25 protein-coding genes and 1 tRNA gene are annotated in these 26075 nt (G+C 58.9%); 17 read left to right on the forward strand and 9 right to left on the reverse strand.

The window, feature by feature from the left end:
* Window positions 1–2 precede the first annotated feature (2 nt).
* The 8 genes from ACQZ60_RS01645 to ACQZ60_RS01680 all read left to right on the forward strand — a co-directional run bounded on the left by ACQZ60_RS01645 (window position 3) and on the right by ACQZ60_RS01680 (window position 9034).
* The gene (locus ACQZ60_RS01645) at window positions 3–1499 is read left to right on the forward strand and encodes an acetyl-CoA hydrolase/transferase family protein (protein WP_448734657.1); all 1497 of its coding nucleotides are present in this window, start codon (window positions 3–5) and stop codon (window positions 1497–1499) included.
* Between the two features lie 186 nt (window positions 1500–1685).
* Entirely contained in the window at window positions 1686–3008 is a 1323-nt protein-coding gene (locus ACQZ60_RS01650) for an alpha/beta hydrolase (RefSeq protein ID WP_448735306.1), read from the forward strand.
* 129 nt (window positions 3009–3137) lie between these two features.
* Window positions 3138–4175 (forward strand): 4-hydroxyproline epimerase, encoded by a 1038-nt coding sequence (locus tag ACQZ60_RS01655; protein WP_448734658.1) that lies wholly within the window; start codon window positions 3138–3140, stop codon window positions 4173–4175.
* Window positions 4176–4288: 113 nt separating this feature from the next.
* Entirely contained in the window at window positions 4289–5326 is a 1038-nt protein-coding gene (gene pyrC, locus ACQZ60_RS01660) for a dihydroorotase (protein WP_035265162.1), read from the forward strand.
* 167 nt (window positions 5327–5493) lie between these two features.
* A complete protein-coding gene (locus tag ACQZ60_RS01665) occupies window positions 5494–6192 on the forward strand; it encodes an orotate phosphoribosyltransferase (RefSeq protein WP_003520012.1) in 699 nt (232 codons plus the stop codon).
* A 100-nt stretch (window positions 6193–6292) separates the two neighbouring features.
* A complete protein-coding gene (locus ACQZ60_RS01670; RefSeq protein WP_080852730.1) occupies window positions 6293–7219 on the forward strand; it encodes a carbohydrate kinase family protein in 927 nt (308 codons plus the stop codon).
* Window positions 7220–7343: 124 nt separating this feature from the next.
* Complete coding sequence (locus tag ACQZ60_RS01675; protein WP_448734659.1) at window positions 7344–8309, forward strand: acetylxylan esterase; 966 nt, start codon at window positions 7344–7346, stop codon at window positions 8307–8309.
* Window positions 8306–9034: an esterase family protein gene (locus tag ACQZ60_RS01680; protein WP_448734660.1), complete on the forward strand. Its 729-nt coding sequence runs from the start codon at window positions 8306–8308 to the stop codon at window positions 9032–9034. The genes ACQZ60_RS01675 and ACQZ60_RS01680 overlap by 4 nt, the downstream gene beginning before the upstream one ends.
* A gap of 62 nt (window positions 9035–9096) precedes the next feature.
* Here ACQZ60_RS01680 and pgi read toward each other — a convergent pair whose 3' ends face one another.
* Window positions 9097–10722, reverse strand: coding sequence for a glucose-6-phosphate isomerase (pgi, locus tag ACQZ60_RS01685; protein WP_448734661.1), 1626 nt, complete (start codon window positions 10720–10722; stop codon window positions 9097–9099).
* Window positions 10723–10864: 142 nt separating this feature from the next.
* Complete coding sequence (locus ACQZ60_RS01690; RefSeq protein ID WP_035265056.1) at window positions 10865–12577, reverse strand: long-chain fatty acid--CoA ligase; 1713 nt, start codon at window positions 12575–12577, stop codon at window positions 10865–10867.
* A 359-nt stretch (window positions 12578–12936) separates the two neighbouring features.
* On the opposite strand from ACQZ60_RS01690, the gene ACQZ60_RS01695 reads away from it, so the two are divergent.
* From ACQZ60_RS01695 to ACQZ60_RS01720, 6 genes are all read left to right on the forward strand, one after another.
* Window positions 12937–13992 carry an ABC transporter ATP-binding protein gene (locus ACQZ60_RS01695; protein WP_020810552.1) on the forward strand — a complete coding sequence of 352 codons (1056 nt, stop codon included), beginning with the start codon at window positions 12937–12939 and terminating at the stop codon, window positions 13990–13992.
* A gap of 149 nt (window positions 13993–14141) precedes the next feature.
* Window positions 14142–15158 (forward strand): extracellular solute-binding protein, encoded by a 1017-nt coding sequence (locus ACQZ60_RS01700; protein WP_003503602.1) that lies wholly within the window; start codon window positions 14142–14144, stop codon window positions 15156–15158.
* 73 nt (window positions 15159–15231) lie between these two features.
* Window positions 15232–16908, forward strand: a complete 1677-nt coding sequence (locus ACQZ60_RS01705) for an ABC transporter permease (RefSeq protein ID WP_020810553.1) — start codon at window positions 15232–15234, stop codon at window positions 16906–16908.
* A 179-nt stretch (window positions 16909–17087) separates the two neighbouring features.
* A complete protein-coding gene (locus ACQZ60_RS01710) occupies window positions 17088–19277 on the forward strand; it encodes a TonB-dependent siderophore receptor (RefSeq protein WP_020810554.1) in 2190 nt (729 codons plus the stop codon).
* Between the two features lie 109 nt (window positions 19278–19386).
* Complete coding sequence (locus ACQZ60_RS01715) at window positions 19387–20268, forward strand: helix-turn-helix transcriptional regulator (RefSeq protein WP_020810555.1); 882 nt, start codon at window positions 19387–19389, stop codon at window positions 20266–20268.
* A 130-nt stretch (window positions 20269–20398) separates the two neighbouring features.
* Window positions 20399–20791 carry a PRC-barrel domain-containing protein gene (locus ACQZ60_RS01720; protein ID WP_020810556.1) on the forward strand — a complete coding sequence of 131 codons (393 nt, stop codon included), beginning with the start codon at window positions 20399–20401 and terminating at the stop codon, window positions 20789–20791.
* Window positions 20792–20884: 93 nt separating this feature from the next.
* Here the strand turns inward: ACQZ60_RS01720 and ACQZ60_RS01725 are convergent, their stop codons facing one another.
* The 3 genes from ACQZ60_RS01725 to ACQZ60_RS01735 all read right to left on the reverse strand — a co-directional run bounded on the left by ACQZ60_RS01725 (window position 20885) and on the right by ACQZ60_RS01735 (window position 21969).
* Complete coding sequence (locus tag ACQZ60_RS01725; RefSeq protein ID WP_020810557.1) at window positions 20885–21127, reverse strand: DUF982 domain-containing protein; 243 nt, start codon at window positions 21125–21127, stop codon at window positions 20885–20887.
* A 317-nt stretch (window positions 21128–21444) separates the two neighbouring features.
* Window positions 21445–21603: a YqaE/Pmp3 family membrane protein gene (locus ACQZ60_RS01730; RefSeq protein WP_020811433.1), complete on the reverse strand. Its 159-nt coding sequence runs from the start codon at window positions 21601–21603 to the stop codon at window positions 21445–21447.
* A 60-nt stretch (window positions 21604–21663) separates the two neighbouring features.
* Window positions 21664–21969 carry a hypothetical protein gene (locus ACQZ60_RS01735; RefSeq protein ID WP_020811432.1) on the reverse strand — a complete coding sequence of 102 codons (306 nt, stop codon included), beginning with the start codon at window positions 21967–21969 and terminating at the stop codon, window positions 21664–21666.
* Between the two features lie 114 nt (window positions 21970–22083).
* Here ACQZ60_RS01735 and ACQZ60_RS01740 point away from each other — a divergent pair, with 114 nt between their 5' ends.
* Both ACQZ60_RS01740 and ACQZ60_RS01745 read left to right on the forward strand, forming a co-directional pair.
* Window positions 22084–22275, forward strand: a complete 192-nt coding sequence (locus ACQZ60_RS01740; protein WP_174055965.1) for a helix-turn-helix domain-containing protein — start codon at window positions 22084–22086, stop codon at window positions 22273–22275.
* Between the two features lie 195 nt (window positions 22276–22470).
* The gene (locus ACQZ60_RS01745; protein WP_035265168.1) at window positions 22471–22689 is read left to right on the forward strand and encodes a helix-turn-helix domain-containing protein; all 219 of its coding nucleotides are present in this window, start codon (window positions 22471–22473) and stop codon (window positions 22687–22689) included.
* Between the two features lie 52 nt (window positions 22690–22741).
* On the opposite strand, the gene ACQZ60_RS01750 is transcribed toward ACQZ60_RS01745, so the two are convergent.
* The 4 genes from ACQZ60_RS01750 to ACQZ60_RS01765 form a co-directional block, all read right to left on the reverse strand.
* Window positions 22742–23146, reverse strand: a complete 405-nt coding sequence (locus ACQZ60_RS01750; RefSeq protein WP_020811429.1) for a type II toxin-antitoxin system HicB family antitoxin — start codon at window positions 23144–23146, stop codon at window positions 22742–22744.
* A 5-nt stretch (window positions 23147–23151) separates the two neighbouring features.
* A complete protein-coding gene (locus ACQZ60_RS01755; RefSeq protein WP_031234109.1) occupies window positions 23152–23340 on the reverse strand; it encodes a type II toxin-antitoxin system HicA family toxin in 189 nt (62 codons plus the stop codon).
* Window positions 23341–23485: 145 nt separating this feature from the next.
* Window positions 23486–23561: transfer RNA gene (locus tag ACQZ60_RS01760), tRNA-Thr, on the reverse strand.
* Window positions 23562–23697: 136 nt separating this feature from the next.
* On the reverse strand, window positions 23698–24660 hold the full coding sequence (locus tag ACQZ60_RS01765; RefSeq protein WP_020811427.1) for an NAD(P)H-dependent flavin oxidoreductase: 963 nt from the start codon (window positions 24658–24660) through the stop codon (window positions 23698–23700).
* Window positions 24661–24915: 255 nt separating this feature from the next.
* Between ACQZ60_RS01765 and ACQZ60_RS01770 the strand changes: the two genes are divergently transcribed.
* Window positions 24916–26061 carry a hypothetical protein gene (locus ACQZ60_RS01770; protein WP_020811426.1) on the forward strand — a complete coding sequence of 382 codons (1146 nt, stop codon included), beginning with the start codon at window positions 24916–24918 and terminating at the stop codon, window positions 26059–26061.
* Window positions 26062–26075 lie beyond the last annotated feature (14 nt).

A 26075-nucleotide genomic window follows, 5' to 3' on the forward strand; every position in this document is an offset into this window, starting at 1 on the left:
GCATGCTTGAAAAGCGTATCCGCAACGCGTCCCTCTTGAACAGGATCGTCAGCGCCGAAGAGGCCGCCAGTCTCATTCGGGACGGCATGACGGTGGGCATGAGCGGCTTTACGCGCGCCGGCGAAGCGAAGGCGGTGCCGCTGGCGCTGGCCGAGCGCGCCAAGACGAACCCCATGAAAATCACCCTGATGACCGGCGCCTCACTCGGCAACGATCTCGATAAGACCATGGTGGAGGCGGGCATGCTGGCGCGCCGCATGCCGTTCCAGTCCGATCCGGCTTTGCGCAGGGCGATCAATGACGGCAAGGTGATGTTCATCGATCAGCACCTTTCCGAAACGGTCGAGCAATTGCGCGGCGGCCAGATCCACGGGGTCGATATCGCCATTGTCGAGGCGGTAGCGATCACGGCGGAAGGCGGCATCGTGCCCACCACTTCCGTCGGCAATTCCGCGAGCTTCGCCATTCTGGCTGACAAGGTGATCGTTGAAATCAACCTGTCGCAGCCCGAGGTGCTGGAGGGGTTGCACGACATCTTCATTCCCGCCAGGCGCCCGACCCGCATGCCCATTCCGGTTGTGGCGACGGATAGCCGTGTTGGCCTGCCGTTCATTCCGGTGCCCCCGGAAAAGATCGCCGCCATCGTGCTGAGTGATAAGAGCGACAGTTTTTCAACCGTGCTGCCGCCGGATGACGAGACGAAGGCCATTGCCGGCCATCTCACCGAGTTCCTGTTGAACGAGGTGCGTCACGGCCGCATGACCCATGAGCTCCAGCCGCTCCAGGCCGGCATCGGCACCATTGCCAATGCCGTGATGCACGGTTTCATCGATACGCCGTTTCACGATCTCAAAATGTATTCGGAGGTCCTGCAGGATTCGACTTTCGAACTGTTTGATGCGGGCAAGCTGACTTTCGCCTCCGGGTCGTCGATCACGCTGTCTTCTGCCATGAACGAGCAGGTGATGCCGCGACTGGCGGAGTATAAGAGCAGGCTTATCCTGCGGCCGCAGGAGGTCAGCAATCATCCGGAAGTCATCCGCCGCCTTGGCATTATCGGCATCAACACGGCGCTGGAATTCGATATCTACGGAAACGTCAATTCCACCCATGTCGGCGGAACGCACATGATGAACGGCATCGGCGGCTCGGGGGATTTCGCCCGCAACGCCTATATGTCCATCTTCGTCACCAAATCGATCGCCAAGGGCGGGGCCATTTCAAGCGTCGTGCCGATGGTCAGCCATGTCGATCATACCGAACATGATGTCGATATTCTCGTCACCGAAATCGGGCTTGCCGATCTGCGTGGGCTGGCGCCTCGTGAGCGCGCGGCGGTCATCATCGCGAACTGCGTGCATCCTGATTATCGCGATGCGCTGATGGACTATTACCAGCGGGCGGCGGCGCGGGGCGCACATACGCCGCATCTCATCGAAGAAGCGCTATCCTGGCATGCGGCTCTGCGCGAAAGGGGCACGATGCTGCCGCAGAAATAGGCCTGCATTTTACGAGGCGCCCCGTTGCCGGTGTGACAGCAGTGCAATTGGGTCCGTTTGGACACACCGGGGCGGAAATTGTCCGCTCCTGCGCTGTGGTTGCTGGCGCGTCTGTTCCGCCTCCGGTAGAAAATCCTCTCCCCCGGCTGCTGTCCGGCTGCCTCTGGGTTGTAGGAGAGTAAAGTGATGCCCATTCGCTTCGTGGCCATGATCGCCATTGTCGCCCTGCTCGCCGGCTGCGGGGGGCGTCCGATCGGGGTCATGACGCCGACGGGGCAGACCGTGGCGGGAACCACACCGGTCAATCTTCTGGTCGCCACCACCCGCGCGCCATCGGAAAACGCCGCCGTGCTTTTTGGCGGCGAGCGTGGAACGGGTCTGAAGGTGGATGCGGTGACGGTCTCCATTCCGCCCAATGCCAACCGCAAGGTCGGGCAGGTGCAATGGCCGAAGAAACTGCCGCCGAACCCGCTGAAGGATTTTACAACGGTGGCGGTGGAGCCCATTCGCTCCGAAGCCGAGACACGAAGCTGGATCGGCAAACATATCCAGAAGGACCGCCGCGTGCTGATCTTCGTGCATGGTTTCAATAACCGTTACGAAGAATCCGTCTATCGTTTCGCCCAGATCGTTCATGATTCCGGCACGGATGTCGTGCCGGTGGTCTTCACCTGGCCGTCGCGGGCGAGCATTTTCGACTATAATTACGACAAGGAAAGCACCAACTACTCGCGCGATGCGCTGGAAGAGATGCTGACCCGCCTTGCGAAGGACAAGTCCATCGGCGAGGTCACCGTCATGGCCCATTCCATGGGCACCTGGCTTGCGGTGGAGGCGCTGCGCCAGATGGCTATCCGCAATGGCCGGGTCGACCCGAAGATCAGCAATGTCATTCTGGCCGCACCCGATCTCGATGTCGACGTGTTCAGCCGGCAGTTCGCAAGCCTCGGCAAAACCCCGCCGAAATTCACCCTGTTCGTTTCGCAGGATGATCGCGCTCTCAGCCTGTCACGCCGTATTTCCGGCAATGTCGATCGTCTCGGCCAGATCGACCCATCCGTCGAGCCCTATCGCAGCGAGCTTGAAAAAGCCGGCATCACCGTTCTGGATTTGACCAAGCTGCAATCCGGCGACCGCCTGAATCATGGCAAGTTTGCCGAAAGCCCCGAGGTTGTCCGGCTTATCGGCGACCGCCTTATCGCCGGGCAGACGGTAACGGATTCAGATGTCGGTCTGGGTGAGGCGCTGGGTGCCGTCAGCATCGGCGCTGCGCAAACGGTTGGGACGGCGGCCAGCGTCGTGGTCAGCGCGCCGATTGCGGTCTTCGATCCGCGCACGCGTGAAAATTACGGCAGGCAGGTGGAACGGCTCGGCCGTTCCGTGGAAAATACCGTCGGATCGGTGGGCGATACCGCCGGTTCCGTGGTGGACGATCAGGCTGTTCAGTCATCGAGAGTCAATTGCGAGGCTGCCGCCAATCGAAACCGGGCAGAGTGCCGTAATCGATAGATCAAAAATCAAGAACGAGATGGTGAAACCGTAAGCGATTTTCACCATCTCGCCTTCGCAGATTTGTATACAGCTTGTATTTTTATCTATATGGTCCGGTCAGCAGCTTAACTTCCGGAGTAGACCCCCATGCGTTGGAAACGCACCCTCCAGCTTCTCGATGTTCATTGCGAAGGCGAAATCGGCCGTGTCGTCACCGGCGGCGCGCCGAAAATTCCCGGCAACACGGTGGCCGAACAGCTTCACTGGATGAATACCGATCCGCAGGGTGAGGCGCTTCGTCGCTTTCTGACACTGGAGCCGCGCGGCACGCCGATGGGGTCGGTCAATCTTCTCCTGCCACCGAAGCACCCGGATGCGCACGCCGCCTTCGTCATTCTCCAGCCGGATCAGGCGCATGCCAGCTCCGGTTCCAATTCCATCTGCGCGACGACGGCGCTTCTGGAAAGCGGCATGGTGGAAATGCAGGAGCCGGAAACCGTTATCATCCTCGAAACGGCCGCCGGTCTGGTCAAGGCCACGGCCACCTGCCGCGACGGTCGTTGCGAAAAGGTCAAGCTGACCATGGTGCCGTCCTTCGTGCATGAGCTGGATATCAGCATCGACACGCCCGAATGGGGCAGGGTGATCATGGATATCTCCTATGGCGGCATCTTTTATGCGCTGGTCGATGTCCGCCAGATCGGCCTGACGATCGAAAAGGCCAATGCGGCAAAACTGGTCTCGGCGGGCATGATCCTGAAAGATCTGGTCAACCGAGAAATGACCGTCGTTCATCCGGAAATTCCGGCCATTTCCGGTGTCGCCTATGTCATGTTCCGCGATGTGGATGCGGATGGCTCCATCCGCACCTGCACCACCATGTGGCCGGGTCGGGCGGATCGCTCGCCCTGCGGCACCGGCAATTCCGCCAATCTCGCCACGCTTTATGCGCGCGGCAGGGTGAAGGTGGGAGACGAGTATAAATCCCGCTCGATCATCGGTTCGGAATTCGATGTCGGCCTTTCCGCCGTTACCGAGGTGGCGGGCCGCCCGGCTGTCATTCCCACCATTGCCGGGCGCGGCTTCACCTTCGGACTGCATCAGGTGGGTCTCGATCCGTTCGATCCACTGGCCGATGGTTTCGCCATGACGGACGTATGGGGGCCGGAAGCGGGCAACATCTGAGGCATGCTTTAAAAAAATGACATTTACAGCCGCCGGATGGACTTTGGCGGCTGTTTTCCCGCGGCAAAAGATGCTAAGCGGGCGCCAATTCCGTCATGCTCCGAGGTATCCCGATGAAGTCGCTCACCCTGCGCCGCCCTGATGACTGGCACCTGCACCTGCGTGATGGGGCAATGCTGGAAGGGGTGATCGGGGATACGAGCCGCCATTTCGCCCGTGCCATCATCATGCCGAACCTGGTGCCGCCGGTCGTCACCACGGCCGATGCCCGCGCCTATCGCGAACGCATCGTCAAGGCAATTCCCGCGGGTGACCGTTTCGAGCCGCTGATGACCCTCTATCTGACCGAGGACACGCAGGCCGACGATGTGGAAGAGGGCAAAAAAAGCGGCCTCATCACTGCCGTAAAGCTCTATCCGGCGGGTGCGACCACCAATTCCCATGGCGGTGTGCGCGATTTCAACAAGGCCATGCCGGTTCTGGAGCGCATGGCGAAGATCGGTCTGCCGCTTTGCGTGCATGGTGAGGTGACGACGCCGGAAGTCGATATTTTCGACCGTGAGAAGGTGTTCATCGATACGGTTCTGGAGCCTCTGCGCCAGCGCCTGCCGGAACTCAAGGTGACGATGGAGCACATCACCACCCGTGACGGCGTGGACTATATCAAGTCGTCCAAAGCCAACCTCGCCGGTTCGATCACCACCCACCATCTCATCATCAACCGTAACGCCATTCTCGTTGGCGGTATCAAGCCGCATTATTATTGCCTGCCCGTCGCCAAGCGCGAAGAGCACCGGCTGGCGCTGCGGGCTGCCGCGACTTCGGGCGATGCACGCTTCTTCCTCGGCACGGATTCCGCTCCGCATGTGGACCCGCTGAAGGAATGCGCCTGCGGCTGCGCCGGCATCTATACCTCGATCAACACCATGAGCTGCCTTGCCCATGTCTTCGAGGATGAAAACGCCCTCGATAAACTGGAAGCCTTCGCATCGCTCAACGGCCCGGCCTGGTATGGTCTTGCGCCGAACGAGGAAACCGTCACGCTGGTCAAGCGCGAGGAAGCGGTGGCCTTTCCTGAAAAAATCGAGACGGGCGCCGGGCCGGTTACCGTGTTCGATCCGATGTTCCCGCTCCATTGGGATGTGAGTTGATTTTTTAGTAACCGCCGGCACTGCCGGCGGTTTTGTTATGGTCCCCAGGCATTCGCCCTTCTGTGCCGCCTGCGGATACCTGCAATGCTGAACCGAGATGTTGTGCTTTCCGAAAACCGATCCGGGTTTTCGGAGCGATAAACCAAGGCCGAAAAAGGAGAACGCCTATGAACCATTTCACATTCACTGACCGCGCCGTCGTTGCGGAACTGGTTGCGAAGATGTTGTGGGAAATCAAGGCGGTCCACTTCAATTCCGAAAGCCCCTACACCTTCGCTTCGGGCATGAAGAGCCCGGTTTACATCGATATGCGCAAGCTCATCTCCTTCCCGCGCATCCGCTCGGCGGCGATGGATTTTGCGGCGGCGGCGGTGATGCGCGAGGCCGGTTTCGAGAAGTTTGACTGTGTGGCAGGCGGCGAGACGGCGGGCATTCCCTTCGCCGCTTTCCTTGCCGAGCGCCTCGGCCTGCCGATGATCTATTGCCGCAAGAAGCCGAAAGGCCATGGCCGCAACGCCCAGATCGAAGGCCATATGCCGGAAGGCGCACGCGTTCTCGTCATCGAGGATCTGACGACGGCCGGCGGCTCGATGTTCACCTTCATCGATGCCATCCGTGCGGCGGGCGGCATTGTCGATCACGGCATCGCGCTGTTTTATTACGGCATCTTCGAAGAGGCTGAAGCGCGCTTCGCCAACGGCAATGTCAAGCTGCATTACCTGACCACCTGGCGCGATGTTCTGGCGGTTGCCCGGGCTGAAAAACTGTTCGACGAAAAGACCCTCTCCGAGGTCGAAGCCTTCCTCGATAACCCGCTGCCGTGGTCGGCAAAACGCGGTGGTGTCAGCGAATTGCCGCAATCTTAATTTCGGATGCGGCCAGCCCGGTTTTGCGGCTGGCCTTCCGATCGATCTTCGTCTAAATCGATTTAAGTCCATTTGATTTGCTGTTTTGAGGAGGACCGTAATGATCCTGTGTTGTGGTGAAGCCCTGATCGACATGCTGCCCCGGCAGACGACGCTGGGTGAGGCGGGTTTTGCCCCCTATGCAGGCGGAGCGGTCTTCAACACGGCGATTGCGCTTGGGCGTCTCGGCGTTCCATCCGCCTTCTTCACTGGTCTTTCCGATGACATGATGGGCGATATCCTGCGGGAAACCCTGCGCGCCAGCAATGTCGACTTCAGCTATTGCGCCACCCTTTCGCGGCCGACCACCATCGCCTTCGTGAAGCTGGTGGATGGCCATGCGACCTATGCCTTCTACGACGAAAACACCGCCGGCCGGATGATTACCGAGGCGGAGCTTCCGGCACTGGGCGCCGATTGCGAGGCGCTGCATTTCGGCGCGATCAGCCTCATCCCGGAGCCCTGCGGCAGCACCTATGAGGCGCTGATGACGCGCGAGCACGAAAGCCGCGTCATCTCGCTCGATCCGAATATTCGCCCCGGCTTCATCAAGGACAAGCAGTCCCACATGGCCCGCATTCGCCGCATGGCGGCCATGTCGGATATCGTGAAATTCTCGGATGAAGACCTTGCCTGGTTCGGGCTGGAAGGCGATGAGGACACGCTTGCCCGCCACTGGCTGCACCATGGTGCGAAACTGGTCGTCGTCACCCGTGGCGCCAAGGGCGCGGTGGGGTATAGCGCCAATCTGAAGGTTGAAGTGGCCTCCGAGCGGGTGGAAGTGGTCGACACTGTCGGCGCAGGCGATACCTTCGATGCCGGCATTCTCGCCTCACTGAAAATGCAGGGCCTTCTGACCAAGGCGCAGGTTGCCTCGTTGACGGAAGAGCAGATCAGGAAGGCTCTGGCGCTGGGCGCGAAAGCTGCTGCTGTGACGGTTTCGCGGGCGGGCGCGAATCCGCCCTTTGCGCATGAAATCGGTTTGTGATGAGCGCGGTTGAACCATTTTGAAAAGGTGGTTCAACACTCTTCCCGGCTTTAGAACCGTAAAAAACCGTTATTTCGATATTATGAAGCTTGTGTCCGCTGTTTTTTCACGAAACAAGCATCGCATGAGCGTTCCCAAGTCCCATCCTTTCGATTTCGACCCGACCTATGGCATGCAGCGCGAGCAGCTGCTGGCTATTACCCCGCCCGAAGCGCCGCCGGGCTTCGATGATTTCTGGAAAAAGCGCTATCGCCGCGCGCTCGCCACGGATCCCCGGCCGGTGCTGCGAAAAAGCAGGCTCAGCGACCCGCGCTGGCATGTTCTCGATATGACCTACACCTCCACCGGCGGTTTTCGCATCGGCGGGTGGCTGCTTTTACCGCGCGAAGGGCAGGTGCGTCGCGGCCTCGTTGTCGGCCATGGTTATGGTGGGCGAGGGGAACCCGATTTCGACGTACCGGTGGAAGAAACGGCCGTGCTGTTTCCCTGTTTTCGCGGGCTTTCGCTGAGCGCCTGTCCGCCGATCTCGTCCGATCCCGCCCTTCATGTTCTCTATAATATCGACAGGAAAGACGACTACATCATCGGCGGCTGCGTCGACGATCTGTGGGTTGCGGTTTCCACGCTCATCAGCCTTTATCCGTGGCTGGAAGGGCAAGTGGGCTATAGCGGCATCAGTTTCGGCGGCGGCATCGGTGCCCTGGCCATTCCTTTCGACGAGCGCCTAGACCGCGGCCATCTTGTCGTGCCGACATTCGGACACCGGCCGTTCTGGCTGACGCTGCCCACCGTCGGCAGCGCGGATTCGGTTCAGACCTACCAGAAGACCCACGCCAACCTGCTTGAGACGCTGCGCCTGTTCGATGCCGCCTGTGCCGCCACCCGCATAAAAGTGCCGATGCTGGTTGCGCCCGCGCTTTTCGACCCGGCGGTCGCGCCGCCCTGCCAGTTCGCAGTGGCCAATGCGCTGCCAAAATCAAAATTTAATGAAATATTCATCCTCGACGCCGGGCATTTCGATTACCCTGACAGCGCATCGCAAGATGCGGTCCATAAGGACAAGGTCAGACGGTTTTTCAAGGTGCCATGAAACGCGAATATCTCCGTTGGTATAGTCAAAGGCTCCATCGCGACATGGAGCTGTTAATATTCGGACATTCCGGCGCCAAGGTGCTGATGTTTCCCACCCGCGACGGGCGTTTCTTCGAATATGAGGAACTTGGTCTTGTCGGCAGTTTGGCCGACAAGCTGGAGGCGGGCCACCTTCAGCTCTATTGTATAGAGGGGCTGGCCAGAGAGACCTTCTATGCGGCCGGGCATCATCCCGCCGATCGCATTCGCCGGCATGCCGCCTTCGAAGACTATATTCTGAACGAAGTGCTGCCGCTGATGGCCGAGAAAAACCCGAATAGCGATACGATCGTGCAGGGTTGCAGTCTGGGTGCGTTTCAGGCCGCCAGCCTCGTTTTTCGCCACCCGCATCTTTTTCGCAAGCTCGTGGCCTTTTCCGGCCGTTATGACCTGACGATGAAGGTGGAATCCTTCGGCGATCTGTTCGATGGCTATTACGACGACGACATCTATTTCCACATGCCGAGCCATTTCCTGCCGGGCCTCGCCTGCCCGTGGCGGCTTGATCACCTGCGCCGCATCGACATGGTCTTCACCATCGGCGATGCCGACCCGTTTCTGGACAACAATCATCATCTGAGCCGTGTTCTGTCGGAAAAACAGGTGGGGCATCGGATGCACGTCTGGGATGGCCGCGCCCACCGGGCGGGCGCGTGGCGCAAGATGGCGGCGCTTTATATTTGAGCCGCCAAATTAAAAAAAGCCGGAGGTGTCTCCGGCTTTTTAGATGACGGTCGTAACGTCCCTCAGCTCGCCAGTCCCGCCAGCGCTTTCACCAGCCCCTGCGTCGAGCTGTCATGGCCGGCTGCACTTTCCTTGCCTTCCACGACGGGAAGCAGGCCGGTCGCCAGTTCCTTGCCAAGCTCCACGCCCCACTGGTCGAAGGAGTTGATACGGAACAGCACGCCTTCGACGAAAACGCGATGCTCGTAAAGCGCGATCAGGCGGCCAAGGGCGAACGGCGTCAGCTTGTCGTAGACGAAGGTGATGGAGGGGCGGTTGCCGGTGAAGACGCGATGCGGCGCGATGAAATCGGCAAGTTTGTCTTCCATGCCCTTGGAGGTGAGCTGGGCTTTCGCTTCGGCAAGCGTGCGGCCCTTCATCAGCGCTTCCGATTGCGCCAGGCAATTGGCGATGAGAAGCTGGTGCTGGTGGCGCAGTTCGGGCTCGAAACCGTTGGCCGCGATCATGAATTCCGCCGGAATGACGCTCGTGCCCTGGTGGATGAGCTGGTAGAAGGCGTGCTGGCCATTGGTGCCGGGCTCGCCCCAGACGACCGGGCCGGACTGGCCTTCGACGGGCGTGCCGTCGATGGTCACACCCTTGCCGTTCGACTCCATGTCGAGCTGCTGCAAATAAGCCGGGAAACGCGACAGCCGCTGATCATAGGGCAGGATCGCGCGCGTCGGATAATTCAACACGTTGCGGTTATAAAAGCCGATGAGGCCGAGCAGCATCGGCAGGTTTTCGCGGATCGGCGCTTCGCGGAAGTGCCTGTCCATGGCATGCGCACCATCCAGGAACTTGCCAAAATTATCCGGCCCGATGGCGATCATCAGCGGCAGGCCAATGGCCGACCAGATCGAGTAGCGTCCACCAACCCAGTCCCAGAAACCGAAGATGCGGTCGCTTTCGATGCCGAAGGCGGCAACCTTTTCCAGCGCGGTGGAAACGGCGGCGAAGTGATGCTTGACAGCTGCCTCACCCAGTTTCTCAGCGATGAAGCGGCGCGCGGTGGCGGCATTCGTCATGGTTTCGATGGTGGTGAAGGTCTTCGACGCGACGATGAACAGCGAGGTTTCCGGGTCGACAAGCTTCAGCGTGTCGGCGATATGAGCGCCATCGATGTTCGAGACGAAATGCGCGCGCGGGCCGTCATGGAAAGGCGCAAGCGCCAGCGTCGCCATCACGGGGCCGAGATCGGAACCGCCAATGCCGATATTGATGACGTCGGTAATCTTCTTGCCGGTCGCACCCTTCAGCGAACCGGAGCGGATCGCATCGGCAAATTTGCCCATCGCGGTGAGAACGGCGTTCACGTCAGGCATCACGTCCTTGCCATCGACGAGAACGGGCGTGTTGGAACGGTTGCGCAGCGCGGTATGCAGCACGGCGCGGTCCTCGGTGAAGTTGATGGCCTTGCCGGAGAACATCTCCTCGCGCTTGGCCTCGACGCCGCCCTCGCGGGCCAGCGTCTCGAGGAGCGTCACGATTTCTTCATTCACCGCGCATTTGGAATAGTCCATCAGCAGGTCATCGAATTTCGCGCTGAAACGGCTGAATCGTTGGTCATCGGCCGCAAACGCGGCGCGAAGATCGGTTGCGGCTGTGCTGCTCGCCGTTACTTTCAGTTTTTCGATGGTGGCCTGCATCTTGTGCTCCTCGGCTTCCGTGGAAGGATGAGGAAACTATTCTTTTTCAGGCGGCCAAATCAAGGCGACTTTGATAAAAGAAAAGGGCCGCGATAAAAGAAAAGAGCCGGTTTCCCGGCTCTCGTCATTGGCTTCGAAGCGCTCAGTTCAGATTGCGCAATTCGCGTCGCAAAATCTTGCCGACATTGGATTTCGGCAGTTCGGTGCGGAACTCGATGATTTTCGGCCGCTTGTAATTTGTCAGGTTCTTGGCGCAGAAGGCCTTGAGTTCCGCTTCCGTCAGCGACTGGTCCTTCTTGACGACGAAAAGCTTGACGGTTTCGCCGGAATGTTCGTCGGGAACGCCGATGGCGGCGCATTCCAGCACGCCCGGGTGGCTGGCGGCCACTTCCTCGACCTCGTTCGGATAGACGTTGAAACCGGAAACGAGGATCATATCCTTCTTGCGGTCGACGATCTTGGTATAACCGCGATCGTCCATGAACCCCATGTCGCCGGAGCGGAAGAAGCCGTCTGCCGTCATGGCTTTGGCGGTTTCATCCGGCCTCTGCCAGTAGCCGGCCATGACCTGCGGTCCGCGAATGCAGATCTCGCCGACTTCGCCTGTCGGCAGGCTGTTACCGTCCTCGTCGCGAATATCGATTTCGGTCGAGGAAATCGGCAGACCGATGGTGCCACTGAATTCCGTCGAATCGAGACGATTGACCGTTGCAACGGGCGATGTCTCGGAAAGACCGTAACCTTCGGCAATCGGGCAGCCGACGATCGAAAGCCAGCGCTCCGCAACGGGCCTTTGCACTGCCATGCCGCCACCGAGAACCAGAATAAGCGACGACAGATCGAGCTTGCGGAAATCCTCATTATTCATCAGCGCGTTGAAAAGCGTGTTGATGCCGGGGAAAATATGCGGCTGATAATGCGTCAGCTCCTTTACGAAGCCGGGAATGTCGCGCGGATTGGCGATGAGCAGATTATGACCGCCGAGCGCAATGCCCATCAGCGAATTCACCGTCAATGCGAAGATGTGGCAGAGCGGCAGCGCGCAGATGAAGTTGAGAACTTCCGGGCGGTCCTTTCGGCCGTTGAAGGCGGCGTCCAGCCACAGGCTGATCTGAAGCTTGTTGGCCAGAAGATTGGCATGGGTGAGAACCGCACCCTTGGATACACCGGTTGTGCCGCCGGTATATTGCAGGAAGGCGATGTCCTGCGCCGTAAGGCTGACCGGCTTCAGCGAAAATCCCTGACCTTCCTTCAGCATCGCCTTGAAGCTAATGGAACCGGGAATGGTGTAGGCGGGCACCAGTTTCTTGACCTTGCGAACCACCAGATTGACGATATGTCCCTTCAGGCCGAGGAGATCGCCCATCGCCGCGACGACCACATGCCGAACCGCGGTTTTCGGCACCGCCTGCTGGGCCACATGGGCGAAGTTTTCCAGAACAAAGATCGCCTTTGCGCCGGAATCCTTGAGCTGATGTTCCAGCTCGCGCGGTGTGTAGAGCGGATTGACATTGACCACGATCATCCCCGCCCGCAGGATCCCGTATACCGCGACGGGATTTTGCAGGATATTCGGCATCATCACGGCAACCCGGTCGCCTTTTTCCAGCCCTCTGGATTGCAGCCAGGCAGCGACCGCGCGGGTTTCAGCGTCCAGTTCCCGATAGGTCAGGGACTTTCCCATGCTGGAAAAGGCCTTGCGGTCGGCAAATTGCGCACAGCTCTTTTCGAGAAGTTCGACAAGGGAGGCATGGGCGGATGCGGGGATTTCGGAAGGTACGCCCGGCGGATAGGATGCCAGCCAGCGCTTCTCTGCGCTGACATTTTCCGGGTGTCCCAAGGACAGTTCACTCATGCTTCTCCTCCCAGAGTCTTTGTCGCGCCGCGCATTCCTTGAAACGCGTGAAGGGCGCTTTCGGCTGCCTGATGTTCACGAAGCTCCCGCATTCAGCCGGCTCAATCGGCCGGGTTGAGGGAACTCCCTGTGGCGTCACCGGATCGACCGCTCCTCTCGCTCCCCGGTGACGAATGATAGACGCGTAATCCCTTGACGTCCATCTCGTCGGCAAAGCCTATTTAACTCTAACGTAAACGTCAATATTGCTGCCGCACATCTCGCCAACTCGTGAAGGGAAAAGCATTTTGCCCGGCTTTTTTGACTTTAATCCTGATTTGAGCGATCAACATAATTCGCAAAGCAGGGCAGGATTGGAAATGGCAGGCAGGGCAGCGCTTGAACTGAAATCGGTCGGGAAGAGATTCGGCGATACGGAAGTGCTGTCCGATATCGATCTTTCCGTCGAACGCGGCGAAATCATTTGTCTGGTGGGACGCTCCGGCTGTGGAAAATCGACCTTGCTGCGCATCGTGGCGGGCGTGGAGACGCCGGACCATGGCAGCGTTTCCCTGAACGGCGCTGCCGTTGCCGGCCCCGCTGTTTTCGTCGAGCCGGAAAAGCGCAATATCGGTTTTGTCTTTCAGGATTATGCGCTGTTTCCGCATCTGACCGTCGAGCAGAATGTGATGTTCGGTCTTCGGTCTTTGCCGAAGGTGGAAGCCCGCCGCCGCGCCGCAGAGATGATCGAACATGTTCACCTGCAGGAACTGGCGAAACGTTATCCGCATACGCTTTCGGGCGGCGAGCAACAGCGTGTGGCGCTCGCCCGCGCGCTTGCCCCGCAGCCCGGCCTGCTTCTGATGGACGAACCCTTTTCCAATCTGGACAGGGGATTGCGCGACAGCGTGCGCGAGGAAACGCTCGGCCTGTTGCGGCAACTGGGCACGACGGCGATCATGGTGACGCATGATCCGGAAGAGGCGCTTTCCGCAGGCGACCGTGTGGTTCTGATGCAGCGCGGGCGCATCGTGCAGAGCGGCACGGGTTACGAAATCCACGATCATCCCAAAACCCGTTATGCCGCCGATTTTTTCTGCGCCTTCAACAAGATCGAAGGCCGGGTAAGACAGGGTCGCGTCGAAACGCCGCTCGGGCTTCTGGGCGACGCGTCCGATCTGCCTGACGGTCTCGCCGCCATTGCCTATGTTCGCCCAAATGCGATTTCGATCATCGAGGACGGTGCGGCGAAAGAAGGAATTGCCGGCGAAATATCGAGCCGTGTCTTCCTGGGGGAGATCGAGCAGCTTGGCATAGCCGTGCCCGGACTGTCGGCCGATCTGCGTGTCAGGACAATGCAGCGCACACCCGCCAGGACGACAGCGGTGCGTTTCGGTATCGATCCCAAGGGAGTGCTGATATTTACTGCAAGTTGAGTGAGCGGATTTGTATGTTTATTTCCGCTCCATTTTCAACTCTTGGTGATCGAATCCGCGCGAAAAACAGAGAAATAAAACTTGATTTGGGTCATCAGGTATGATGTCTGCTCCCTCTATATTGCCGCTATCGGAGAGGGAGACAAAACATGACGAAATTTACCAGATTTGCCCTGCTTGCCAGCACGGTTGCCTTTGCAGCCGGAACGGCCAGCGCTGCGGAACTCAACATCTACACCACCCGCGAACCGGGCCTGATCCAGCCGCTTCTGGAATCCTTCACCGCCTCGAGCGGCGTCAAGGTCAACACCGTGTTCCTGAAGGACGGTCTTGCCGAGCGCGTTCTGAGCGAGGGCGCAAGCTCGCCTGCCGACGTTCTGATGACGGTGGATGCCGGCAACCTCGTCGATCTCGCTGAAAAGGGTGTCACCCAGGCGGTCGAATCCGAAACCTTGACCAAGGCTATCCCGGCTGAACTTCGTGATGCCAAGGGCCATTGGTTCGCGCTCTCCATGCGCGCCCGCGTTCTTTATGCGGCGAAGGATGTCGATCTCGCCTCCTTCAACTATGAAGATCTGGCGGATGCGAAGTGGAAGGGCAAGGTCTGCATTCGCGCCGGCCAGCACCCCTATAACACGGCGCTCTTTGCCGACTACATCGCCCATTACGGCGCTGCGGACACCGAGAAGTGGCTTGCCGGCGTCAAGGAAAACCTGGCCCGCAAGGCAGGCGGCGGCGACCGCGATGTCGCCAAGGACATCCTCGGCGGCATTTGCGATATCGGCATCGCCAACTCCTATTATGTCGGCCTGATGCGCTCGGGCAAGGGCGGCGAGGAGCAGGTGAAGTGGGGCGACGCCATCAAGGTCGTTCTGCCGACCTTCAAGAATGGCGGCACGCAGGTCAATATCAGCGGCGCTGCCGTGGCCAAGAATGCACCGAACAAGGCGGAAGCCGTCAAGCTGCTGGAATATCTCGTCTCCGACGAAGCCCAGAAGATCTATGCTGAAGCCAACTACGAATATCCGGTCAAGCAGGGTGCGGCTCTCAACGAGATCATCGCTTCCTTCGGCACGCTGAAGATCGATAACAAGCCGCTGACGGAAATCGTCTCGCACCGCAAGCAGGCGAGCGAGCTGGTCGACAAGGTCGGTTTCGACAAGTAAAGGCCAATCAGCGATAACTTGGTGGAAGGCGTTCGCATCTGCGGGCGCCTTTCCGCGTATTTTCTGAAAGCACATGAATCCAGACGCCATCCAGCCACTGACACCTCGTGCCCGAGCCAGGTTTTCATCCTCCTTCTGGTGGCTGTGCCTCTCCGTGCTGGCGGTCTGCGGCGCTATGGTGCCGGTTCTGGCGCTTGTATCGCAGGCGTTGCAGGGTTCTGAAGGCCTGTGGGCGCATCTCGGCTCGACCGTGCTCTGGACGGCGCTTCCGGATACGGCGATCCTTCTCGCCGGGGTCGGGCTGCTGGCCGGTGTCGTCGGAACCTATGCCGCCTGGTTGGTCACCGCCTATGATTTTCCCGGCCGCAAAATATTGGAATGGGCGCTGCTGCTGCCGCTGGCCATGCCCACCTATATCGTCGCTTACGCCTATCTGGATATTCTGCATCCCATCGGACCGGTGCAGGGCGCGATCCGCTGGCTGCTCGGTTATTCCAGCCCGCGCGAATTTCGTCTGCCGGACATAAGGTCCATGACGGGCTGCATCGTCCTTCTCGGCTTCGTGCTGTTTCCCTATGTCTATATTCCCGTGCGCGCCATGTTCCTGACGCAGGCGGGCAACCTGCTGGAAGCGGCACGAACGCTCGGCGTTTCCAGACGCGCGGCCTTCTTCAAGGTGGCGGTGCCGCTGGCGCGCCCGGCGATTGCGGTCGGCATCAGCCTTGCCCTGATGGAAGCGCTGAATGATATAGGCGCATCGGAGTTTCTGGGCGTCCGCACGCTCACCGTTTCCGTCTACACCACCTGGGTCACGAAATCCGACCTGCCGGGTGCGGCGCAGATCGCGCTTTCCATGCTGTTCATCGTTGTCGCCCTCGTGGCGCTTGAGCGCTGGGCGCGGCGCAAGCAGCGTTATGCGGTTTCGGCGCAGAAAAGCAGGGAACTGGAGCCGCTGCGACTCAACGGCCTGAAGGGCTGGGCCGCTTTCGTACTCGGCGGCCTGCCGGTCCTGATCGGCTTTGTGGCGCCGGCCAGCTATCTCGTCATCGAGGCATGGAAACGGTTCCGTTTCAGCGGCCTCTCCGCCCGCTTTGCCGATGAAGCTCTGAACACCATCGTCTTTGCCGGCCTGGCGACGGTTATCACCCTGATCCTCGGCCTTGCGGTTGCCTACGCCATGCGTCTTGCACCGGGGCGTCTCTCGCTCTGGTCCTACCGGCTTTCGACGGTCGGATATGCGGCCCCCGGCACGGTCATCGCCATCGGCGTGCTGATCGCGCTTGGCGGCTTCGACCGGTTTGTCGACCAGACCATGCGTGACTGGTTCGGCATCTCTACCGGCCTCATCTTCATCGGCAGCGGTGCGGCGCTGATCTATGCCTATTCGGCGCGTTTCCTCACCATTGCGGCGGGCGGTGTGGATGCCGGCCTCAGCCGCATACCGCAATCCTTCGATCACGCCTCGCGAACGCTCGGACGATCCGCGACGCAGACATTCCGCCAGATTCATCTGCCGCTATCCAAGGCGTCGCTTGCGGCAGCGGCGCTGCTGATCTTTGTCGATTGCGTCAAGGAGCTTCCCGCCACGCTTCTGTTGAGGCCGCTGAATTTCGAAACCTTCGCTACCCATCTTTATGGCGAAGCGGCGCGCGGCACCTATGAGGAGGCGGCAATCGCAGCGCTGGCAATCGTCGTCATCGGCATGCTTCCGGTCATGCAGCTTGCAAGGATCGGCCGGCGCAAGGGCTGATATCGAAGCCCTGTCCGATAAATGACGGGCGCAAAACTGTGCGAGAGGCCAATAAGCTTCAAATCCCGCCAGAAAACGACAAGCATCCTGCCTTAATCCTGATGTAAATACTCAGCTTAATTGAGGTGCCGCGGCCTGTCGAATTTGGACATCGGCTGCGATCTGTTTCGGGGCATATCTTGAAAAATTTGCATGGGATGTTTTTGAGCCGTCTGGCTTTGGGCACGGCCGCCGTTGTTTTGCTGGCGCCAGCGATGGGCCACGCGCAGGACACGACCGTTCTGCAGCAGATTACCGTTGAAGGGCAGGGCGCGGAAAACGCGACAGGTCCGGTCCGGGGTTATGTCGCGAAGAAAAGTGCGACCGGTTCGAAAACCGAGACGGAAACCAGGGATATTCCGCAATCCGTATCGGTCGTCGGCCGCCAGGAAATGGATGACCGCGGCGCAGTGACGAAAATCGACGAGGTACTGCGTTATACCCCCGGTGTGACGGCGGAGCCCTTCGGCACCGACCCGGATACGGACTGGATTTATATTCGCGGTTTTCAGGCCACCCAGACCGGCGTGTTTCTGGATGGTCTGAACCTGTTCAGCTACGGTTTCGGCGGTTTCCAGATGGATGCCTACGGTCTGGAGCGCGTGGAAGTTCTGAAAGGCCCTGCCTCGGTGCTTTATGGCGGCGCCAATCCCGGCGGTATTGTGCAGATGGTCCGCAAGCGCACGCAGGATGAGCCGGTGCGCGAAACGGAAATCGGCATCAATAATTTCGGCAATGCCTTCTTCGGTTTCGATCTCGGCGACAAGGTCGATGGTGAAGGCGTGTGGAAATACCGCGTCACCGGCAAGGTCTCCGGCGGCGACAATTACACCGATTATTCCGAGGATTTGCGCGGCTTCATCATGCCGCAGATCACCTTCGAGCCGGACGCGCAGACAAGTGCCACGCTTTACGGTTATTTCTCGGCGCTCGATCAGGTTCATATCGGCAACGGCTTCCTGCCTTATGTCGGCACCGTGGTCGACGCGCCCTTCGGCAAGCTCGACCGCAAGGCCTTTTATGGCGAGCCGGATATCGACAATGGCCGCGTCTACCAGTCCATGGTGGGTTACGAGGTCAGCCATGAATTCGACAATGGCTGGAAGATCAGCCAGAACGCCCGCTATGGCCACCTCTACAAGCATGAGACCGGACCCTATGCCGGCGGCTGGGCCAATACAGATGCAAACGGCCAGCCGATCCTCGATGCCACCACCAACGACTATATGTTGACTCGCTTCGGTTACGATGGCGTGTCGAAAGTCGACAGTTTCGGCGTGGATAACCGGGTCGAAGGCCAGTTCGATACCGGCGCGGTCAATCACTCTCTGCTCTTCGGTCTCGACTATAAATATTACCGGCTGGACCAGGTGCAGGCCTGCTGCGGATCGAATGCAATCGGTGCGCTCAACCCGGTCTATGGCTCGACGCAGGGAACGAATTTCGTCTATGCCGACAATATCGTGACCCAGCAGCAGATCGGCATCTACGCGCAGGACCAGCTGCGCTTCGGCGATGGCTGGCTGGTCACGCTGAACGGCCGTTACGACTATGTCGACACCGAGCTGAACAATAGGCTCCCTGCGGGTCTCTCCCGCCGCTCCAATGACGATGCGCTGAGCGGCCGCGCCGGTCTCGCCTATGAATTCGACAATGGCCTGACACCCTATGTCTCGGCGGCCACTTTCTTCAATCCGCTCATCGATACGCTTGCGGATGGCACTCCCGCTTCGCCGGAAGAGGGACACCAGTTCGAGGCCGGTATCAAATATGAGCCGACCTTCTTCGACGGCAGCATCACCGCCTCCGTCTTCAAGCTGGTCAAGGACAATGCCATCGTTTCCTATACGGCCGGCGGCGTGACCACGAGCGGTCAGTTCGGGCAGGTGGAATCCACCGGCTTCGAGCTGGAGGCCAAGGCCAATCTCACCGACAACTGGAAGGCGCTCGCCTCTTATTCCTATACGGATCTGGAGATTACCCGCGACGCCAATCCTAACCTTATCGGCAAATCGCCATGGATCGTGCCTGCCCACACCGCCTCGCTGTGGCTGGACTATGCCTTTACCACAGACGCGCTGGAAGGTCTCAGCCTCGGCGGCGGCGTTAGGTATCAGGGCAAATCCTGGGCGGATGAGGCAAATACGCTGCGTGTTCCGGATGCCGCCGTCTTCGACGCTGCAATCCGCTACGAGAAGAACGACTGGACCGCATCGATCAACGTCGCCAATGTCTTCGACAAGGAATATGTGAAGAGCTGCGCCGGCGTCTCCGTCTGCGGCTGGGGCGATAGCCGCACCATCACCTTCAAGCTTTCCAAGAAGTGGTAAGGCTTGGCCGAAGGCCGGCAGTTGCGGGGAAAGCAGTTTGCCACTATAAACATGAATAGATTTATCATGTTTATAGTGGCGCCATGGCGCCCTGCGGGATCGAGAGGCCATGGCTTTCCGCGTGCGGATGGAAAATGAGATCGAGGGCTTTGCCGTCATCGGCGGCCCGCGCTCGCGGGTGTGGAACGGCATCGTCGCCGATCTCTGGGATGTGCGTTGCGCCCCGAAGGCGGGCGGCCGTTATGTCGGCAAGGATCCGCGTTTCGTTTTCCTGCTGGACATGGACGGGACGGATGACGGCCGGTTCATGATGAACCGCTGCCGCCGCGACAATTACGGTTCGTCCAAGGCGAACCGTATTTCCTTCGTGCCTGCCGATCTGGATGTGCATGCCGAACTGAGCAACGTCTCCTTCGTGCGCCACCTCGATCTGCATTTCGATGCGGGATTGCTGGGCGCGCGGCTGGTGCAGGGCTTCGATCCGCACAGCCTGCTCGATCCGCATCTGATGTTCGAGGATGAGCGCCTGCTGGCGCTGGCGCGATTGATTGCCGCCGAATGTGATAATCCCGATCCGCTGCATGACCTTTATGGCGAAAGCCTCGTGCTGGCGCTATTAACGGATTTCCTGAAAGTGAAGCGGGAGCCGGTCAAAAAACGCAGCAAGCTCGCCGCCTGGCAGTTGAGGGCGGCGACGGATTACATCCGCGAACATTGCCTGCGGTCGATCCGGCTGGAGGAACTTGCGGAACTCACCAACCTGTCGCAATCGCATTTCAGCCATGCCTTCAAGGCCTCCACCGGCGTGCCGCCCCACCAATGGCAGATGCAGGCGCGCATCGATCGCGTCAAGGAACTGATGATGCGGACCGACATGGCGCTGACCGACATCGCCATTGCCGCCGGTTTTTCGGATCAGGCGCATTTCTCTCGCGTCTTTCGCAAGATGGTCGGTGTTTCTCCCTCCGTCTGGCAGAAAATCCGCCAATAAAGACGCGTTTTCGTTCCATTCTCCTTCAAAAAAATTCCCGCCGAAGCACCTGAAACGCCGCGGAACGAATTGTCCGTCGAGGGGTTTACCAGACGTGACACAAACGAGGAAAATCAAGGAGGAAAGGCACATGATGCATCAGGAACCCCGCGCCGGACAGGACCCCTATGTCAAGGATACGCCGAGCCTGATCGCCAGCGACAAGGTGGAAGGCACGCGCGTCTACGGCGCCGACAGCAAGCATATCGGCTCGATCCAGCGCATCATTCTGGAAAAGCGCGGCGGGCGCGTGGCCTATGCGGTCTTGAGCTTTGGCGGCTTCCTCGGCATCGGTGACGACTATTATCCGCTGCCCTGGGAAAAGCTGCATTACGACGAAGAACTCGACGGCTACCGCATCGATCTCACCAAGGAAGAGATCGAAAACGCGCCGCACTTCGCCAATCTCGATGATAACGACCTGCTGAACGCCAAGGACCGCAAGGTCTACGATTATTACGGCGTCGCACCCTATTGGATGTAAGGCCAAGGAAAAGCGCTTCCGGCTGTTTGATCACCGAAAGCGTCGCAAATAAAAGAACGGCTCCTTTTCAGGAGCCGTTTTCTTTTGGGTGCGTCAATGCGGGTTTTTCTGCATCTCGGAAACCGCATCTGTGAAGCACTTTCGTGCTTCTTCGGGCGATTTACGTCCGTCAAGGGCGGCACGGCAGGCGCTTCTCGCTCTCACGAAGCTCAATCCGCGAATTTTGGGCCAGCCTTCGGTCAATAATGTCAACGCTTCGAAGGGGCCGGCGATGACACTCTTGCCATTCGCCTCGAGATTGACCTCGACAGGCTCTGTCCATCTCTCGTTCTTCATCGTGCACCTCCCAGAGCAACGCGATCCCGAAATACACCCGACAGCGAAGCAACCCATGAACGCAGTCGTGTGTCACTGCTGCTTAGGATATGCGCAAGCGATCGAATTGACAACGGGGATCAGCGGAAGCCGAAAAACGACAGGATCGCCAGAACGATGACGACGAGGCCGACGATGTAGATGATCTGGTTCATGATTTTCTCCTTGGCTGGTGTCATCACCATAACGTGAGGGAGAAGATGAGGTTCCAGCAGCCAATGAGAATTTAATCACGTACTAAAATGTTGCGGGCGTCCCATCGCCGGTGAGAGCGGATGTCACCTCCGCAGGATCACCCAGATCGCGTGGATAATGCCGGGAACATAACCGCACAGCGTCAGGAGAATATTCAGCCAGAAATGCAGGCCAAGCCCGACCTGAAGAAACACGCCGACGGGCGGAAGGATGATGGCGATCAGGATACGAATGACGTCCACGATGACAGGCTTTCCAGTTGTTTATGACCTGCCGGAGAACGTGTGGTGGGCGGTTTGGTTTCAAAGGTTCCGGTGATCGCGGGAACTGGGTGAAGACTCATCCAGCAACAGCATTGCCGACTCTCGGATTATCTCTGGTCGGTGCCTGATAATCTGCAGATGACCATCAGGCCGACGATCAATGGGAAAGACGAACTCATCGACAAGCTTCGCCTTGAGTTGCTTGCTGGCGAGGCGATAACGCACCAAAATTCTTATCAATGCCAGCAGGAAGCAGGGAGGAATCAATAGCCATAACGCCTTGATCCAGTCCGGCGATGATTGGAATGTATCCAGAAGGTCCGCCCAAAAGTTGTAATCATTCATGATCTTGCGCCATAGGTGGCAGGTGGCTCGAAATCAAATATGTATTAAAATACATGGAGAAATTTTTCGCGCAACGGCCTTGTGCCGTTCATGGAGATAAAGAAACGCTTCGGATTGGCTGTAAAGGAAAAGCGGGTTGCGCTCGGCATTTCGCAGGAAGAGCTTGCGATGCGCATCGAGGCCGATCAGGCCTATGTAAGCCGGGTTGAAGCGGGGCAGATAAATGTAACGCTCGAAACCATGCAGCAGATTGCCTCCGCTTTAAAAACGGATGCGGCAGAGTTGCTGATATTGCGGCAAATTTAGTCGAGCGGACGAAGACGATTACTTTGCCGCCAAAAAAGACGGGCAGCGACCGTAATGCAGCAATTAAAGCATCCCACATCGTCCGCCATCTCCGGCAAATTTAATGTAGTATATAGTCAACATTTTGAAAATGACAACCAAAAATGAGACTCATAGTACGTGGGCATATCGTCGTCATTCGCACTTATTGCCTTCATGGAAGATGTACGCGCGATCCTGGCCCGAAATATCAAATCGGCCCGCAAACGGCTGAATATCTCGCAGGAAGAACTTGCCTCGCGAACACAAATCGATCGAACTTATGTATCGGGTATTGAGCGGCAGGTAAGAAACCCCACCATCACCGTGGTCGCAAAATTTGCTGAAGCGCTGAACACGACGACCGCCGACTTGTTGTGCAACAACGGTGAATAAAAACCCATCATCGATCGACGTAGATCACCATTCTAAGCGGCGTAGCCGATCATTATTTGCCGCTTGCGTTCGACATCTCGTGTTTAGCTGCACGCGCAAGAAACCCGGATCGTGTTAGCCCTCTCGATTCAGCGAAGGCGTCAATCTCCTTCAGGACATCTTCCGGAAGCGTGATGTTGAGGCGAACGGATTTTTTGCTCTCTGTCCTGAGAGCGACGAGAATGGCGACGCCATCCCTGTTTTCAGGGGCAGCCATCACCGTATCGAGAGACGACGGTTCGGGAATCGCTTCCCCATCCTCGATCATCCCCTCAACATGGAGCGCCAGGGCTTCTTCCGCCATGCGGCGGGCATCGTCAAGATCGGTGCCGGCAGTCACGACACCGGGAAAATCAGGGAAGGAAACACCGTAATCGCTATCAGCGTCCTTGTGGATCAGCCCGATATAGTTACGCATTGTTTTCACCTCAATTTCAGTCCGGATTGTTTTTCAATGCTTTTGAGCGTGCCTATCGGCAAATCCCGTTTCGGATGGGGAACGGTCACACGGCCCTGTTTCGTAGGGTGTTTGAATTGAACGTGGCTACCTTTGGTGTTCACCTCGTACCAGCCGTCCGCCTTCAATACCGAAATGATATCGCCGCTCTTCATATGTGTATAAATACACATAATTATGTGAAAAGTCAACAATTGGCGGACTGCGAAAATAAACCTTTCTGCCCTCTAACGCGCGTAAAGACGGATAGAGACAAGGCTTGGCAACCCAGCGCTTTGAAATGGATTTGTTATTTGGAAATGGTGCCGCTTACGTGACTCGAACACGTGACCCCGTCATTACGAATGACGTGCTCTACCAACTGAGCTAAAGCGGCCCGATTGTGACCCGTTTGGTGCGGATCAGCTTCATGGCGGGCTGATACAGGCAATGCTGACGGATTTCAAGCCTTGAATGTGCTGGTTTTGAAATTTCCGCAAAAAGCTTTGCCTGTCCATTGTTTACCGGAGCCTTCAGCCTTTCCCGCAGATGCGCTTTTTGGCCGTTTCATATTCATTTGCCAGACGATCGACGAGCGCCGCCACCGGTTCCACCGCCTTGACGGCGCCGATGCCTTGCCCCGCGCCCCAGATGTCTTTCCAGGCCTTGGCGCCGCCGGAGACCGTTTCGAAGTCCATTTTCGAAGGATCGGCTTCGGGCAGATTGTCGGGGTCCATGCCGGAGGCGACGATCGAGCTTTTCAGGTAGTTGCCGTGTACGCCCGTGAAATAGTTCGAATAGACGATATCCTTGGCCTGCGCGTCCACAATCGCCTGCTTGTAGCCTTCGGAAGCGCGCGCTTCCTCGGTGGCGATGAAGGGGGAGCCGATATAGGCCATATCCGCGCCCATAGCCTGCGCCGCGAGAATGGAGCCGCCATTGGCGATGGCGCCGGCCAGCAGCAGCGGGCCGTCGAACCATTCGCGGATTTCCTGAACGAGGGCGAAGGGCGAAAGCGTGCCCGCATGTCCGCCGGCACCCGTCGCCACCGCGATGAGCCCATCCGCGCCCTTGCGAATGGCGGAGCGGGCATGGCGGTCGTTGATGACGTCATGCAGCACGATGCCGCCATAGGAATGCACGGCCGCATTGACCTCGGGCACCGCGCCAAGCGAAGAAATCACCACCGGCACCTTGTATTTCACGCAAAGGCCGAGGTCATGCTCCAGCCGTCGGTTGGACATGTGCACGATCTGGTTGACCGCGAAGGGCGCCGCCGGGCGCTCGGGATTGGCCCGGTTGTGAGCGTCAAGCTCCTCGGTGATCATTGCCAGCCACTCGTCGAGCTGGCTTTCGGGCCGCGCATTGAGCGCCGGGAAAGCACCGATGACGCCGGCCTTGCACTGCGCCAGCGTCAGCTGCGGATGTGAAATGATGAATAGCGGTGATGCTATGACCGGAAGACGCAGATTGTCTTTCAGCACGGACGGTAGCATGTCTCCTCCCACGAATTACGTTTACGCGCACGTAAGTCAATATCGCGTTCAGCAGCAGATTGAAAGCGAAAACAGCGTGGCATTCGCCTCTCGAATCTGCGTTCGTAGCGCCACAATGAATTGATTTTCCCCAAGGCAATCCGGTCTTTATCACAAACGATGCTTGCGGAGGGGCGGTATAGCCGTTACCGAATCGTGAACCCATGGCGCAGCGCCGCATATTTTTTGCAAAGCGCAATAGAACAAGGATCGGTCGTGAGCGGACTGGAAACGGCAATCAGAAATGCTCTGGAAAAATCGGACAGATCGAACGCCGAAGTTCGTGCACGGATTTACCAATCCTCCCGCCAGGCACTGGAAGCGGGCCTGCGCAAGCAGGGCATAGACGATCCGCAGGTTGTCTCCCAGCAGCGCCAGCGGCTTGAAGGCCTGATCCACCAGATCGAGAATGAAGAGCGCAACCGGCTTCTGGACAGGGTGGAGCAGCAATTGCGCCCGCCCGCACCGGAAAGTCCGGCGCAGGACGATCACTCGGTCGACCCCGTTTCGCAGTCGCCCCACCACGACGATATGGGTGTTGAGCCGGAGCTGCGTGGCGAAACGCGCGATGTGCGGCCGGGGGCCGCCGCTGCTCCGGAGCCGCTGAGTGCGGGACAGCGCAATGGCAAGCCGCCGAAGAGAGGTTCCCGCGCGGGCGCCTCCTCGCTTGCCTTCCGTCCGGAGGGCGCGGTTGGCCGCCGCAAGCGCCGGGGTCTTTTCGCCCGGCTTTTCATCTACGTGACGCTTCTGGCCTTTATCGGTTTCGGGGCCTGGTGGGTCTATTCCTCAGGCCTCCTGCTCTCTCCGGAGCAGCGCGATACCAGCGTGCCCAATCCGCCGGCGCAGGTGCAGGCAGAGGATTTCAACGGGACGGAGCCTGCGCCGAGCCTTTCCGCCGGCCGTGGTTTTTCCGATGACTGGGTGGAAGTCTTCAATGCGGAGCGTGGCAGTTCCGGTGTTTCGGCCGGCCCGCGCGCCAGTGTCGAAAACATCGCCACACCCGCCGGCAAGGCTATAAAGGTGACCTCGAGAAGCGTTTCGCAGGATGGCGCGGTCAGCGTCGAGGTTCCGGTGGAGGTGATGCGGGATATGGCGGGCAAGTCCTCGACCATTTCGATCACGCTGCAATCCTCCAGCGACCGGCAGACCCAGGTGTCCGTCGCCTGCGATTTCGCGACATTGGGCGATTGCTCCCGCCACCGCTTCACCGCCACGGCCGAGCGCGCGGACATGCTGCTGAACACGACATTCGAACGATCTCTCGCTCCCAATGCGCCGGGCAGGATCTTCATCAACAGCGATATCGATGGCAGCGGCCGCCCGGTCAATCTTTATTCCGTGCGCATTCTGCCGGGCCAGTAAGGGAAAACAGGCGT

The organism is Agrobacterium sp. 22-223-1, assembly GCF_053522385.1.

Bases quoted from the DNA above. Each gene is read 5' to 3' on its own strand.
- ACQZ60_RS01645 (WP_448734657.1), top strand. From the start codon at position 3: ATGCTTGAAAAGCGTATCCGCAACGCGTCCCTCTTGAACAGGATCGTC.
- ACQZ60_RS01650 (WP_448735306.1), top strand. From the start codon at position 1,686: ATGCCCATTCGCTTCGTGGCCATGATCGCCATTGTCGCCCTGCTCGCC.
- ACQZ60_RS01655 (WP_448734658.1), top strand. From the start codon at position 3,138: ATGCGTTGGAAACGCACCCTCCAGCTTCTCGATGTTCATTGCGAAGGC.
- pyrC (WP_035265162.1), top strand. From the start codon at position 4,289: ATGAAGTCGCTCACCCTGCGCCGCCCTGATGACTGGCACCTGCACCTG.
- ACQZ60_RS01665 (WP_003520012.1), top strand. From the start codon at position 5,494: ATGAACCATTTCACATTCACTGACCGCGCCGTCGTTGCGGAACTGGTT.
- ACQZ60_RS01670 (WP_080852730.1), top strand. From the start codon at position 6,293: ATGATCCTGTGTTGTGGTGAAGCCCTGATCGACATGCTGCCCCGGCAG.
- ACQZ60_RS01675 (WP_448734659.1), top strand. From the start codon at position 7,344: ATGAGCGTTCCCAAGTCCCATCCTTTCGATTTCGACCCGACCTATGGC.
- ACQZ60_RS01680 (WP_448734660.1), top strand. From the start codon at position 8,306: ATGAAACGCGAATATCTCCGTTGGTATAGTCAAAGGCTCCATCGCGAC.
- pgi (WP_448734661.1), bottom strand. From the start codon at position 10,722: ATGCAGGCCACCATCGAAAAACTGAAAGTAACGGCGAGCAGCACAGCC.
- ACQZ60_RS01690 (WP_035265056.1), bottom strand. From the start codon at position 12,577: ATGAGTGAACTGTCCTTGGGACACCCGGAAAATGTCAGCGCAGAGAAG.
- ACQZ60_RS01695 (WP_020810552.1), top strand. From the start codon at position 12,937: ATGGCAGGCAGGGCAGCGCTTGAACTGAAATCGGTCGGGAAGAGATTC.
- ACQZ60_RS01700 (WP_003503602.1), top strand. From the start codon at position 14,142: ATGACGAAATTTACCAGATTTGCCCTGCTTGCCAGCACGGTTGCCTTT.
- ACQZ60_RS01705 (WP_020810553.1), top strand. From the start codon at position 15,232: ATGAATCCAGACGCCATCCAGCCACTGACACCTCGTGCCCGAGCCAGG.
- ACQZ60_RS01715 (WP_020810555.1), top strand. From the start codon at position 19,387: ATGGCTTTCCGCGTGCGGATGGAAAATGAGATCGAGGGCTTTGCCGTC.
- ACQZ60_RS01720 (WP_020810556.1), top strand. From the start codon at position 20,399: ATGATGCATCAGGAACCCCGCGCCGGACAGGACCCCTATGTCAAGGAT.
- ACQZ60_RS01725 (WP_020810557.1), bottom strand. From the start codon at position 21,127: ATGAAGAACGAGAGATGGACAGAGCCTGTCGAGGTCAATCTCGAGGCG.
- ACQZ60_RS01735 (WP_020811432.1), bottom strand. From the start codon at position 21,969: ATGAATGATTACAACTTTTGGGCGGACCTTCTGGATACATTCCAATCA.
- ACQZ60_RS01745 (WP_035265168.1), top strand. From the start codon at position 22,471: ATGGAAGATGTACGCGCGATCCTGGCCCGAAATATCAAATCGGCCCGC.
- ACQZ60_RS01750 (WP_020811429.1), bottom strand. From the start codon at position 23,146: ATGCGTAACTATATCGGGCTGATCCACAAGGACGCTGATAGCGATTAC.
- ACQZ60_RS01755 (WP_031234109.1), bottom strand. From the start codon at position 23,340: ATGAAGAGCGGCGATATCATTTCGGTATTGAAGGCGGACGGCTGGTAC.
- ACQZ60_RS01765 (WP_020811427.1), bottom strand. From the start codon at position 24,660: ATGCTACCGTCCGTGCTGAAAGACAATCTGCGTCTTCCGGTCATAGCA.